The sequence below is a fragment of the Allobosea sp. P4_E12 genome (assembly GCF_056401655.1).
This window is the reverse complement of record NZ_JBFUIY010000019.1, coordinates 66,083-79,170: the sequence shown is the minus strand read 5'-3', so window position 1 is coordinate 79,170 and position 13,088 is coordinate 66,083. Positions and strand designations below refer to the sequence as shown.

Sequence of the window (13,088 nt, the reverse complement as noted above, 5' to 3'; positions counted from 1 at the left end):
ACTCCGCATTCCCCGTTTCGGGCCGATGGTTGAGCCCGTCATTCTCCTTCAGAGAACAGCAGGCGGACGGTCGTGCCACCGCCGCGCGTCGCCAGGACGGTCAATGTCCCGCGATGTGCGGTCATGATGTCCCGTACGATGGTGAGGCCGAGCCCCGCTCCGGTCGAGCGCGGCGACATGCGGTTGAACGCCTCCGTCACTTCCGAACGCTGGGTTGCCGCGATGCCGATCCCGTCATCCGCCACTTCCAGCACGACGCCATCGATGACCCGCACGATGATGCTGGATTTCGCCTGGGCATGACGAAGTGCGTTGTCGATCAGATTGGCCACCGCGGCGCGAACCGTGGCTTCGTTGGCCATGATCGTTCGCGTGTCGTCGCCCTCCTCCTCGAGCGCCACGTCGATCGCGTTCTGCAGGATCAGCGGCGCGAGATCGACGAGTACGTCACGGGCCACGCTGTTGAGCTGAACCGGCTCGAACGGCAGATCGGTGCTGTGCAGCCGGGCGAGCTGCAGCATCGACGAAACGATCGTCGTCAGCCGGTTCACATCGGTCGCCAATGCGGTGCGCACGACGCCATCGGAAACAGTGTCGATCTTGGTCCGCATGACGGCGAGCGGCGTGCGCAATTCGTGCGCGACGTTGTTCATGAAGCGCCGTTGCACATCCATGTTGCTGGCGATCTGGTCGAGCGCTGAGTTCAGCGCCGTCGTCAGCGGCATCAGCTCGACCGGCGTTTCCTGTGTCGGCAGCAGGCCTCGCGGCGCCCTGGGATCGATGCTGGCCGCAGCTTCGGCCGCACTCCGCAGCCGCGCGGTGATATAGGAGACCGACATGGCGATCGCCGAGGCGATGATGACCCCGAATATGAAAGAGATGACCAGCGCCGGAATCGCGATGGCCCGCAGGAAATAGGCAAGAATCAGGTCCCATCCCGGACGTCCGCCGCCCGTCGCGACGATGACGCGGCTGCCTTCCATCTCGATGATGTCGAAGGCCAGGCCGTTGTCGCCGCCACCACCGACCCGCATCTGCGCAGCAATCGTCGGTCCATCGAGCCTGACATCGATGGGAAGGCTCGGCCGCAATTCTGGGGCATACTCGACAACGGACCGTCCGTCGGAAACCAGATACCAGAGTCTGGGGCTGGCGCTCTCGATCTTGATCAGGGTCGGCGTCTTCTCCACCCGCAACCCGTCAGCCGCAGTCTGACGCACGCCTTGCCGAATGATCTCGGAGGTCACATCGTTGCGTAGCGCCCCAGGATCCTCGGTAATGAAAGTAAAGGCCAGCACAGCGGCGATGACCGCCGCGAAGAGGGCGAAGCCGAGAAGCGTCAGCCGGATCGTCAGGGCGCGTGAGAGCGAGATCACCGGCAGCCCCCGGAGCGAAGATTTGCCGCGCACGGATCGGACAGCACCCGATTGCGCTGGGGCGTCAGGCGCTTCACTGTCGTGGTGCTCGTCGAGCTATGAATCGTCACGGAGCCTCTGTGCGGTTATGGCTTGCGAATCCGGGGACCGCGCCCGCAGTCCATGTCCATGGACTGCATCCCCATCTTCGTTCAACCCTCCCTCGAGTCTGCTTGTCTCATGAGTGCGCACAGAGCCAGATCGGGAGAGCTGCGCTTGCGCTTCGCCTTGGCCGCCATGCTCGCGCTGCTGTTTGGCCTGACGCAGGGCGCCCGGGCTGAGGAGACCATCAGGCCGGGGCAACTGCCGACCGCCCCGGGGCGCGACATTCTGGGTCTCGTCGAACGGGCCTTCGACACCGCTTCCAAGACGGTCAGCATCCCCGTCGAGCGCTCCCTTTCGCTCTTCGGAGAGCCGAACGCCTATATTGTCGGCGGAGAGGTCAGTGGCTCCTTCGTCGTTGGCGGCCGACACGGCGTCGGTGAGCTTCGCTTCGCCGACGGCATGCCCTCCCCGGTGACATGGTCGGCCCTCTCGGTCGGGATCGGGCTCGGGGCCGATTACGGGCGGGTGATCATGCTGGTCTACGGCCTCGACCGACATGAAGACGTCTTCGGGGTCTATGCCAGCCTCGGCGGCGGCGCGCATTTTGTGGCCGGCGCCAATGCGATGGTCCTCGCCTCCGACCGAGCCCGGATCGTGTTGATCTCCTCCGGGCTCGGCCTGCGATTGTCGGGGGAACTCAGCCGCATCCGCATCGAGCCTGCGAATGATCGCGGCGTCCTGCGCCCTCCTGCAAACATCTGCGCAAACCCGGCCGATTGCCCACCGCCGGGCCGACGCTAAAAGGAAGACGAGCACGGTCGGACCGAACGCCTCGCGCGCGTCAGGCGCGATGTCCGAGATGCTGATGCGCCAGGGCATGCAACTCGTCGAGCCGGGCGGTGATCTCCAGCGCAGTCAGGTTGATCTCGCGTTCATCGGCGCATGCCCGGACATAGAGCGGTTCGGACCAGACCACGCACCCGCGTCCGAACGGCAAGGCGATGCTGGCCTTGTCCCAATTGTCGAGATCGACGCGTGCCGTCGTCACTGCGGCGAAGAGATAGATCGGCCGGCCCGACGCCCGCGCCAACTGGATGGCCCCCTTGCCGGCAACCCGCGAAACCTTCGGCACATCGGCCGTCAACAGCACGCTGGTGTCGCCGCGCAGCGCGTCGCGCATCTCGATGAAGGCCGGAACGCCGCGCTTGGCCTGGATCTTCAGCCGGCTCTGCGTGCCCGAGCCGCGAATGACGCGGTAGCCGGCGCGCTCCATCGCCGAGGCGACCACCGAACCGTCGAAATGGAGCGAGGCCAGCACGGCTGTCTTGGGCGCCCCGTCCAGGGCGACAAGGCTCAACATCTGCTGGCCATGCCAGGTCATGGCGATGAACGGTTCGCGGCTGCGCTCCCAGGGCCGCGCGCCGGGGATCACCGGCTTGAAGCGCGTGGTTTGCGCCACGAGATTCAGATACGCATGCAACGCGCGCCCCGCGAGGCCCGCTGATCGTTCTTCCCTGAGATGCATCGCCCCAATCTCCACGGTGAATCACCTGGAGTGGTCGGCGCGTTGGCTTGCTGGAACATTGCACGGACAGGTTGCGGCCCCCGAATGGCGAAACGAGCGGCATGCCCCGTTGCCGGCGGGGTTCGCCCTGCCTATCGTGCAAGGGTTCAGTTTCCTCCAAGTCGGGTTTCATGCCAGCCAAGGATATCGCGATAGCGGGATGCGGCCCGGCAGGGCTGGCGGCCGCACTGATGCTGCATCGCGACGGACATCGCGTCAGGCTGTTCGAGCGCTTCGAGACGCCTCGTCCGGTCGGATCCGGTCTGATGATCCAGCCGACCGGTCTCGCCGTCCTCCGGGAATTGAAGCTCGCCGAAGCCACCCTCGCGGCGGGGGCCAGGATCGACCGGCTCTTCGGGCGCGCCGAACCGTCGCAGCGCATCGTACTCGACGTGCGCTATGCGGCACTTGGGCAGGATGCCGGCCATGGCATCGGCATTCATCGCGCTGCACTGTTCGACATCCTGCACGACGCCGCACGAGAGGCCGGAATTGCGATCGAGGGAGGCCGCAGCGTGGCCTCGAGCGAAATCGTCGGGGCGAACAGGCGCGCGCTCATCTTTGCCGACGGCACACGGACGGAGCCCTTCGACCTTGTCGTGGATGCCCTTGGCACCATGAGCCCGCTCGCGCGCCATCAGGGCCGGCCGCTGGCCTATGGCGCGCTCTGGGCCAGCCTCGATTGGCCCGACGACGCGGGCTTCGACATGGCGACGCTGGAACAGCGCTATATCCGCGCGAGCACGATGGTCGGGGTCCTACCCATCGGCCGGCTGGCCCAAGCGCCGACCGCAAAGGCAGCCTTCTTCTGGTCGCTGCGCTGCGACCGTCTCTCGGACTGGCAACGCTCCGGACTTGCGGCGTGGAAGGCGGACGTCCTCAAGCTATGGCCGGCAACTGCGCCCCTGCTCGCGCAGATCGAAACGCCGGATCAACTGACTTTCGCACGCTATGCCCATAGGACCACGCCCGTCCCAACGGAGCCTGGCCTGATCCATATCGGCGATTCCTGGCATTCGACGAGCCCGCAGCTCGGTCAGGGAGCCAATATGGCGTTGCTCGACGCCTTCGCGCTCGCAAAGGCGCTGCGCGACGGGAACGAGACGACGACTGCGCCAGGTTTTGCCATCGCCGCGCGTCGCCGACATGTCCGGCTCTATCAGACCATGAGCGCGATGTTCACGCCGGTCTATCAATCCGACAGCCGGATCCTGCCCCTGCTCCGCGATCGGATCGTCGGGCCGCTCGCCCGGATCTGGCCGGCCCCTGCCATCCTGGCGGCGATGGTCAGCGGTTTGATCGGCGCACCCCTGAAACGGCTCGGGCTGCCCGCCCCAGCGGCGATCACGCTGGGCGACGCAATCGAGGCGCAGACCCAAGGCAGGCGCGTGATCGTGTTTGACGGTGAATGCGTGATGTGCTCGCAACAGGCACAATTCGTCATGCGCAATGACCATGAACGCCGCTTCACGCTCACCACCGCGCAAGGGCCCCTTGGCCAGGAACTCTATCACCGCCTCGGCCTTCCCAAGTCGGACTTCGAGACGATGCTGCTGATCGAGGGCGGGCGAATCCTGGGCCGGTCGGACGCTGTCATCGCCATTGCGGCAGGGCTGGGCTGGCCCTGGCGCATCGCACTGGCGGCACGCGTCATTCCACGACCGCTCCGCGACCGGCTCTATCGCCTTGTTGCCCGCAATCGCTATCGCTGGTTCGGCCGACGCGAAACCTGCTGGCGCCCCACCCCGGATATGGCGGACCGCATCCTGTGAAGGTTCTCCTGCTCGGTGGCTATGGCGGCTTCGGTGCCCGCATCGCGCGGCGGCTGGCCGATACGGGGCACGAAGTCCTGGTCGCCGGGCGCAGCCTGGAGAAGGCGGAACGCTTCTGCGCTGGCAGACTGCGCCTCACCCCGCTTCTCCTGGACCGGGACCGCGATATCGCGCTGGCGCTCGCCGAGCACCGCCCTGCTGTCCTGATCGACGCCGCAGGCCCCTTTCAGGGCCTGGATTATGCGGACGCTCGCGCCTGTATCGCCGCGCGGTGCCACTATCTCGACATCGCCGATGCGCGCGATTTCGTCACCGGCATCGGGTCTCTCGCTGAAGCGGCCCTGGCCGCCGACGTGGTCGTCGTCTCGGGCGCCTCCAGCGTCCCTGCTTTGTCGGGCGCTGTGGTTCGCGCCCTCGCAGACGGTATGGATCAGCTCAGCGCCGTCGAGCTCGCGATCAGCGCTTCAAACCGCGCGACCGCGGGCGCTTCGGTCACGAAGGCAATCTTCTCCTATATCGGCAAGCCGATCCCGCTCTGGCGCGCAGCGCGCCGGGCGAACGGCTTTGGCTGGCAGGACATCAGGCGCGAAGACTTTACGATTGCCGGCGAGCCACCTCTTGCTGGCCGCCTCGTGGCCCTGGCAGATGTGCCCGATCTCACTCTCCTGCCCGATCGCCTTCCGGGAAAGCCCTCCGTCAGTTTTAGAGCCGGCACCGAGCTCCGCTGGCAGAACCGTGCGCTTTGGCTGGCAAGCTGGCCTGTTCGATGGGGTTGGATCGAGAACCTGACCCGCTTTGCGCCCCTGGTCCTTCAAGCGCAGCGGCTGAGCTCTTCATGGGGCAGCGATCGCTCCGGCATGATGGTTCGACTGTTCGGGTACGCTGACGGCCGGGGTGTCGAACGGCGATGGACATTGATCGCGAGCAAGGGCGATGGTCCGGAGATTCCAGGCCTGGCGGCCGCAATCCTCGTCGACAGGCTCGCCAGGCGTGACGTTCCAGCCGGGGCCCGCGATGCCGGCGAGATGCTGTCACTGCCAGAGTTCGAGCCGGCCTTCACGCGACTGGCGATCCGGCACGAGATGGCAGAGCTGCCGCAGCCTCCCCCGCTCTATGCCCGGGTCCTCGGCGATGCCTTCGCAACCCTGCCTGCGGCCCTCCGCGCGATCCACACTGTCCTCCGCGATCGCGGCGCCCATGGACGGGCGATGGTGACGCGCGGGCACAACCCGGTTGCACGCGCTATAGCGGCCCTATTCGGCTTTCCGCCTGAAGGGGAGCATGGGCTGCACGTCGCCTTTGCGGAGAGTGGCGGCGTCGAAACCTGGATTCGCGACTTCTCGGGCCGCCGCTTCAGCAGCCGGCTGTCGCAGCAGGGGCGGCTGCTCATGGAGCGCTTTGGCCCGCTGCGCTTCGGCTTCGATCTGCTCGCTGACGACAAGGGGCTCGCGATGCACCTGAAGCGTTGGTGGCTGGGCCCCGTCCCCATGCCACTTGCCCTGGCGCCTCGATCGCTGGCGCGCGAATGGGAGGAGGATGGCCGCTTCCATTTCGATGTCCCGATCGCATTGCCGCTAATCGGACTGGTTGTGCACTATCGCGGCTGGCTCGAGCCGACGGCTGACAATACCGGCGCCTCGCAGCAGAACGCGCCGGACAGGGCCCGGCGCGTTCTGGCTGGTTGAAGCCGTCAGACTCCCCCTCAGGGCAGCCTGTGCCCCGGTCAGGCGGCTTGCGCCAGTTCCGCTTCCGCCTCGACATGCTTCAGCGGCTTGTTTCCGGTCAGGGCCCGCATCAGCACGTAGAAGACCGGAGTCAGGAAGATGCCGAAGGCGGTGACGCCGATCATGCCGGCGAAGACCGCGATGCCCATCGCCTGACGCATCTCGGCGCCGGCACCGGTCGAGATCACCAGCGGGACCACGCCCATGATGAAGGCGAGCGAGGTCATCAGGATCGGACGCAGGCGCAGACGGCTGGCTTCGATCGCGGCCTCGACCGGCGTCTTGCCCTCGAACTCCAGTTCGCGGGCGAACTCGACGATCAGGATCGCGTTCTTCGCAGATAGCCCGACCAGCACGACGAGACCGATCTGGGTGAAGACGTTGTTGTCGCCGCCGCTCCACCAGATGCCAGCCATGGCGGCAAGCAGGCCCATCGGGATGATCAGGATGATCGCGATCGGCAGCGTCAGGCTCTCATACTGGGCCGCCAGCACCAGGAAGACGAGCAGGATCGCGATCGGGAAGACGATCAGCGAAGAGTTGCCCGCCAGGATCTCCTGATAGGTCAGGTCCGTCCATTCGAAGGCAAAGCCCTTCGGCAGCGTCTCGTTGGCAATGCGCTCCGCCGCCGCCTGAGCCTGCCCCGACGAGAAGCCGGGTGCCGGACCGGCATTGATGTCGGCGGCCAGGAAGCCGTTATAGCGCATCGCCCGTTCCGGCCCGGCATCGGCACGCACGTTCAGCACAGCGCTCAGCGGCACCATCTCGCCTGAGGTCGAACGGACCCGGAGCTTGCCGATATCCTCCTGATAGGCCCGGAAGGGCGCATCAGCCTGGACGCGGACGGTGTAGGTACGCCCGAACTTGTTGAAATCGTTGACATAGGACGAGCCGAGATAGATCTGCAGCGTCTCGAAGACATCGGTCACCGGCACGCCGAGCTGGCGGGCCTTGGTGCGGTCGATATCGGCATAGAGCTGCGGAACATTCACCTGGAAGCTCGAGAACATGCCGGCGAGTTCGAGCGCCGTCGCAGCCTTGGCCATGAAGGCCTTGGTCGCTTCATCGAGCGCCTTGTAGCCAAGGCCGGCGCGGTCCTCGATCTGCAGCTTGAAGCCACCGATCGTACCGAGCCCCTGCACCGGCGGCGGCGGGAACATCGCGATGAATGCCTCCTTGATGCCGGCGAACTCCTTGTTGAGCTGCATGGCGATCGCGGCGCCGTTGAGCGAGGGGTCCTTGCGCTGCTCGAAGGGCTTCAGCGTCACGAAGACGATGCCGGCATTCGACGAGTTGGTGAAGCCGTTGATCGAGAGGCCGGGAAAGGACACCGCACTCTGGACGCCGGGATGCTTCAGGGCGATCTCGCCCATCTTGCGGATAACGTCCTCGGTGCGGTCGAGCGTGGCGGCGTCGGGCAGTTGCGCGAAGCCGACGAGATACTGCTTGTCCTGGCCGGGCACGAAGCCGCCCGGGACAGTGCGGAACAGCACGACCGTCAGGCCGACGAGCACGAGATAGACCGCCATCATCGCCGTCTTGCGGGTCAGGATGCGGCGCACGCCGCCGCCATAGGCCTGAGAGCTGCGATTGAAGAAGCGGTTGAAGCCACGAAAGAACCAGCCGAACAGCTTGTCCATGACGCGGGTCAGCGCATCCTTCGGGGCGTGGTGCGAACGCAGCAACAGGGCTGCCAGCGCCGGCGACAGCGTCAGCGAGTTGATCGCCGAGATCACCGTCGAGATCGCGATGGTCAGCGCGAACTGGCGATAGAACTGGCCGGTCAAGCCGCTGATGAAGGCGAGCGGCACGAAAACCGCGACCAGCACCAGCGCGATCGCGATGATCGGGCCGGAGACCTCGCGCATCGCCTTGTAGGTCGCCTGGCGGGGCTCCAGCCCCTGCTCGATATTGCGCTCGACATTCTCGACCACGACAATGGCGTCGTCGACGACGATGCCGATGGCGAGCACGAGGCCGAACAGGCTGAGCGCGTTGATCGAGAAGCCGAAGAGATACATCACGGCGAAGGTGCCGATGACCGAGACCGGCACGGCGACCAGCGGGATGATCGAGGCCCGCCAAGTCTGCAGGAAGACGATGACGACGAGCACGACCAGCGCGATGGCCTCGAGCAGCGTGGTGATGACGGCCTTGATCGAGGCGCGCACGAACTGGGTCGTGTCGTAGACGATCGCGTAGTCCACGCCTTCCGGCATGTTCTGCTTGATCTCGCGCATCACCGCCTGGACGTTGTCGGCGATGGCGATGGCATTCGAGCCCGGCGCCTGGAAGATCGGCACCGCGACCGCCGACTTGTTGTCGAGCAGCGAGCGCAGGGCATAGTCGGCCGCGCCGAGTTCGATGCGCGCGACATCCTTCAGCCGCGTCACAGCCCCGGTCGGGCTGGTGCGGATGATGATCTCGCCGAACTCCTCCTCATTCTGAAGGCGCCCCTGGGCATTGACCGAGAGCTGGAGATCGAGGCCCGGGGCGTTCGGGGAGGCGCCGATGACGCCGGCAGCAGCCTGGACGTTCTGCGCGCGGATCTCGCGCACGACGTCGCTCGGCGAGAGCCCGTGCTCGGAGACCTTCTGCGGATCGAGCCAGACGCGGAGCGAATAGTCGCCCGAGCCGAAGAGCTGGACCTGGCCGACGCCGTCGATGCGCGCCAGCCTGTCCTTGACGTTCAGGACTGCGTAGTTGCGCAGATAGGTCATGTCGTAGCGATCGTTCGGCGAGGTGATGTGCACCACCATCGTCAAATCCGGCGAGCTCTTGATCGTGGTGACGCCGAGGCGCCGCACCTCTTCCGGCAAGCGGGGCTCCGCCTGCGAGACGCGGTTCTGCACGAGCTGCTGTGCCTTGTCGGGATCGGTGCCGAGCTTGAAGGTGACGTTCAGCGTCATCACGCCGTCGGTCGTCGCCTGGCTGGACATGTAGAGCATGCCCTCGACGCCGTTGATCTGCTCCTCGATCGGCGTGGCCACGGTTTCGGCGATGACGCGAGGATTGGCGCCCGGGTATTGCGCGCGCACCACCACGGTCGGCGGCACGACTTCGGGATATTCCGAGATCGGCAGCACACGCAGCGAGAGCAGGCCGGCGACCAGGATGAGAACCGACAGCACGCCCGCGAAGATCGGGCGATCGATGAAGAACTTGGAGAGATTCATGAGATGCCCCCTTCGGGCGCCTCAGGCCTGACGACGGGCGCCATCACGCGACGTCGTCAGCACCCGAGTTCTGATAGGCGTCCCAGCTCAGCGCTGGGCGATTTCCGTGGGTCCTGCACCGGCCACCCGGCGCAGCTCTGACTTCTCGGCCATCGGCACCTGCTCGGGAGCGACAGCTGCGCCCGGACGAATGCGCTGCAGGCCGTTGACGACGATTTTTTCGCCCGGCTTGAGCCCGGCGGTGACGATGCGCAGCCCCTCATTGGCCGAGCCAAGCGTCACTTCACGCCAGCTCGCCTTGAGGTCCTCGCCGACGACGAAGACGAACTTCTTGTTCTGGTCGGTGCCGATCGCGCGCTCATTGATCACCAGCGCAGGCTCGGTCCGGGCCTGGCCCATGCGCAGGCGCACGAACTGGCCCGGCATCAGCGTGCCATCGGGATTGTCGAAGATCGCCCGCACCCGAACGGTGCCGCTGCCGACATCGACACTGTTGTCGACGAATTGCAGCCTGCCGTTGATCGGAGTGCCGTCCTGCGTCGCCGTGCCCATCTGAACCGGGATGCGCTCCAGCGCACGCGGACCATCCGAGGCCGGCAGCGAGCCGAGAGCCCTCAGCACCGTGTTCTCGTCGGCATTGAAGCTGGCATAGATCGGATCGACCGAGACCAGTGTCGTCATCAGCGAAGCCCCCGCCCCGGCTGCGACGAGATTGCCGACAGTGACCTCGAGCCGCCCGATCCGGCCACTGATCGGCGCCCTGATCTGGGTGTAGTCGAGGTTCAGCCGCGCTGTCTGCAGGGCCGCCTGGGCCGCGCGGTGATTGGCCTGCGCTTCACGAAGAGCATTCAGACGGGCGTCGAGATCGCGCTGCGACACGTTCTGCGTCGTCATCAGCTTCTGACCGCGCTCATGCTCGTTGGCGGCAAGCGCCACCCGGGCTTCGGCAGCCAGGACCTGGGCCTGGGCGCGTTCGAACTCGGCGAGATAGGGCGCCTGGTCGATGCTGATCAGCAGGTCGCCCTGCTTGACGAGGTTGCCCTGCTTGAAGTGCACGGCCTCGACGACGCCGGCGACGCGCGAGCGCACATCGACGCGTTCGATCGCCTCCAGGCGGCCGGAGAACTCGGCCCAGTTGGTCAGCTCACGCTGCTCGACGAGCGCGACCGAAACCGGGGTCGCCTGCGCGGCCGCCGGAGCGGTATCGCTCTGGGCCTTGTCGGAGCCGTTCATCACAAGCAGGACGGCGGCGAGAGAGATGGTGGCGGCCAGGCTTCCGCCCAGCAGGCCATGACGGATCGTTCCCTGAATCATGGGTTCATTCCTTGCGAGAGAAGAGAGGATCGAGTTGGTCGCGTTGGCCCCGATCAGGACGGCGCGGTGGATTTGAAGAACTCGGTTACATGGTCACATGCCAGGCAGAGGCAGGAACCTTCCTTGGGAGCCTCGGCATAGGCACCGGGCCAATTGGTTGGCGCAGTCTGCACGTAGCGACTGACCGCGACACCCGCTTCCTGCAGCCGACAGGCATAGCTCGCGCATTCGTCACGCAGCGGATCATCCTCCGCCGTGATCAGCAGGGCAGGAGCCAGCCCGGCAAGCCGGGAGGCGTTGAGCGGCGCGGCATAGGGATGAGCCGCCTTGTCAGGCGAACCCAGATAGTCGTGCCAGCCATCGGCCCAGCGACATCCCACCGGACCGGCATCGGCCTCGCGCAGCGAATAGGTCCCAAGGCAGGAATCCAGCATCGGCGAGAGCAGGATCTGCCCGGCGAGCGGCGGTCCCTGCCGGTCCCGCGCCATCATGGCGAGAGCCGCGGCCAGGTTGCCGCCGGCTTCTTCGCCAGCGACGTAGAATGGGGCGCTTTTCGCGACCCAGCGGCTGCGCGCCTTGTAGAGCGCCAGCAAGCCACCAAATACGGCCTCCAGCACATCGGGGAAACGGTGCATTGGCGCGAGCGGATAATCGACCGAAACGACAGCGGCACCGGCGCGAGCCAGGATCGTCGCGACCGCCTCTCCGCTTGCCAGCGAGCCCTCGTTGAAGGTGCCGCCATGCAGGTGCATGACGAGCGCTGTGTTGCGGTTGAGCTCTGCCGGGATGAACACACGCGCTGCCAGCGAGACTGGCTTGGCAGCGATCACCTCGTCCCGCCATGTGACGGAGATGGGGCGATCGAGGGTGGCGGTTTGAGCGGACATGGCGTGTCCCGGCGGCTTCTGTTGCAATGCAACCTGATTTAGACCATCGTGTTTCGGCAATAAATACCCGTAAAGCTCATTCATTATTTCCATATGGAAACAATCGAAGAAGCGACCTGTTAGAAAAAGCCATGGACCAGCTCAGCGCCATGCGCGCCTTTGTCCGCGTCGTCGAAGCCGGCACCTTCACCCGTGCTGCCGATCTGCTCGACATCCCCAAGCCGACGGTGACCAAGCAGATCCAGCAGCTTGAGTCGCATCTCCACGCCAAACTCCTCAACCGCACCACACGGCGCGTGACGGTGACGATGGACGGGGCGGCCTATTACGAGCGCGCGCTCAGGGTCCTGAACGAAATCGACGAGCTCGACGGCAGCATGGCCTCGTCACAGGCCAGGCCGAGCGGGCGCCTGCGCGTCGACGTCAGCGCGCCGCTGGCCATGCGCGTCATCATCCCGAACCTGCCTGAATTCCATGCGCGCTATCCCGACATCCAGCTCGACCTCGGCCTCAGTGACCGACCTGCCGATCTGCTGGCGGAAAATCTCGATTGCGCCGTCCGGGCCGGCGAGCTCACGGACCAGAGCCTGATCGCCCGGCGCATCGGCGAGATGTATCTCGTGACCTGCGCCTCCCCCTCCTATGTCCAGCGCCATGGCGAGCCCCAGCATCCGACCGACCTCGAGGGCGATCATTTCATCGTCGGCTACCGCTATGCCGGGACCAGTCGCACAGCCCCCTTCACCTATGCCGACGGTAAGGAAAGCCACGAGATCAGGGGACGTTTCGTCGTATCGCTGAACGAAGGTGCTGGTTACGTCGCTGCCGCGCTGGCGGGGCTCGGCATCGTTCAGGCACCAACCTTCATGGTGCAGGAGGATATCGCCGCCGGCCGGCTCGTACCGCTGCTGACGAATTGGTGCTCGACCCCCAAGCCGCTGCACATCGTCTACCCACCGAACCGTCATCTCAGCAACAAGGTGCGTGTCTTCGTCGACTGGCTGGCCGAGCTCTTCGCCAAGGACGACCTGATCCAGCGGCGCTCCAGCTTGCCGCATTGCGCCTAGGACCTAAGGCACGCTTTGGAGAGCCGGCCCGGCGCCGGCGGAGAGTCTCATTAAGCCATGGAGACGCACCAGCCCGCAGGGACACAATACGCGTCGATCCCTGCGGCCTGGGCCAGCCATCCAA

The 13,088-nt window shown here is 65.8% G+C and carries 9 protein-coding genes; 4 read left to right on the top strand and 5 right to left on the bottom strand.

All coding sequences use genetic code 11. The features are described from left to right. Positions 1-38 precede the first annotated feature (38 nt). Positions 39-1,376, bottom strand: a complete 1,338-nt coding sequence (locus AC1DW9_RS23185; RefSeq protein ID WP_441507246.1) for a sensor histidine kinase — start codon at positions 1,374-1,376, stop codon at positions 39-41. 255 nt (positions 1,377-1,631) lie between these two features. Between AC1DW9_RS23185 and AC1DW9_RS23180 the strand changes: the two genes are divergently transcribed. Further along, on the top strand, positions 1,632-2,261 hold the full coding sequence (locus AC1DW9_RS23180; RefSeq protein ID WP_441507247.1) for an EipA family protein: 630 nt from the start codon (positions 1,632-1,634) through the stop codon (positions 2,259-2,261). A gap of 40 nt (positions 2,262-2,301) precedes the next feature. Here AC1DW9_RS23180 and AC1DW9_RS23175 read toward each other — a convergent pair whose 3' ends face one another. Then, complete coding sequence (locus AC1DW9_RS23175; protein WP_441507248.1) at positions 2,302-2,985, bottom strand: lysophospholipid acyltransferase family protein; 684 nt, start codon at positions 2,983-2,985, stop codon at positions 2,302-2,304. A 170-nt stretch (positions 2,986-3,155) separates the two neighbouring features. Between AC1DW9_RS23175 and AC1DW9_RS23170 the strand changes: the two genes are divergently transcribed. Together AC1DW9_RS23170 and AC1DW9_RS23165 are read left to right on the top strand one after the other, a co-directional pair. Beyond that, complete coding sequence (locus tag AC1DW9_RS23170) at positions 3,156-4,796, top strand: DCC1-like thiol-disulfide oxidoreductase family protein (protein ID WP_441507249.1); 1,641 nt, start codon at positions 3,156-3,158, stop codon at positions 4,794-4,796. Then, positions 4,793-6,481 (top strand): SDR family oxidoreductase, encoded by a 1,689-nt coding sequence (locus AC1DW9_RS23165; RefSeq protein WP_476775452.1) that lies wholly within the window; start codon positions 4,793-4,795, stop codon positions 6,479-6,481. Before AC1DW9_RS23170 ends, AC1DW9_RS23165 begins: the two co-directional genes overlap by 4 nt. A gap of 38 nt (positions 6,482-6,519) precedes the next feature. Here the strand turns inward: AC1DW9_RS23165 and AC1DW9_RS23160 are convergent, their stop codons facing one another. The 3 genes from AC1DW9_RS23160 to AC1DW9_RS23150 form a co-directional block, all read right to left on the bottom strand. Continuing rightward, positions 6,520-9,696, bottom strand: coding sequence for an efflux RND transporter permease subunit (locus AC1DW9_RS23160; protein ID WP_476775451.1), 3,177 nt, complete (start codon positions 9,694-9,696; stop codon positions 6,520-6,522). Positions 9,697-9,783: 87 nt separating this feature from the next. Continuing rightward, the gene (locus AC1DW9_RS23155) at positions 9,784-11,010 is read right to left on the bottom strand and encodes an efflux RND transporter periplasmic adaptor subunit (RefSeq protein ID WP_476775450.1); all 1,227 of its coding nucleotides are present in this window, start codon (positions 11,008-11,010) and stop codon (positions 9,784-9,786) included. A gap of 53 nt (positions 11,011-11,063) precedes the next feature. Further along, positions 11,064-11,897 (bottom strand): alpha/beta hydrolase fold domain-containing protein, encoded by an 834-nt coding sequence (locus AC1DW9_RS23150; protein ID WP_441490175.1) that lies wholly within the window; start codon positions 11,895-11,897, stop codon positions 11,064-11,066. Positions 11,898-12,028: 131 nt separating this feature from the next. Between AC1DW9_RS23150 and AC1DW9_RS23145 the strand changes: the two genes are divergently transcribed. Next, positions 12,029-12,964 carry a LysR family transcriptional regulator gene (locus AC1DW9_RS23145; protein WP_441490176.1) on the top strand — a complete coding sequence of 312 codons (936 nt, stop codon included), beginning with the start codon at positions 12,029-12,031 and terminating at the stop codon, positions 12,962-12,964. Positions 12,965-13,088: the final 124 nt, after the last annotated feature.

Excerpts from the sequence above, each read along its gene's own strand:
- AC1DW9_RS23175 (WP_441507248.1), bottom strand. The coding sequence starts at position 2,985 with ATGCATCTCAGGGAAGAACGATCAGCGGGCCTCGCGGGGCGCGCGTTG.
- AC1DW9_RS23170 (WP_441507249.1), top strand. The coding sequence starts at position 3,156 with ATGCCAGCCAAGGATATCGCGATAGCGGGATGCGGCCCGGCAGGGCTG.
- AC1DW9_RS23160 (WP_476775451.1), bottom strand. The coding sequence starts at position 9,696 with ATGAATCTCTCCAAGTTCTTCATCGATCGCCCGATCTTCGCGGGCGTG.
- AC1DW9_RS23155 (WP_476775450.1), bottom strand. The coding sequence starts at position 11,010 with ATGATTCAGGGAACGATCCGTCATGGCCTGCTGGGCGGAAGCCTGGCC.
- AC1DW9_RS23150 (WP_441490175.1), bottom strand. The coding sequence starts at position 11,897 with ATGTCCGCTCAAACCGCCACCCTCGATCGCCCCATCTCCGTCACATGG.
- AC1DW9_RS23145 (WP_441490176.1), top strand. The coding sequence starts at position 12,029 with ATGGACCAGCTCAGCGCCATGCGCGCCTTTGTCCGCGTCGTCGAAGCC.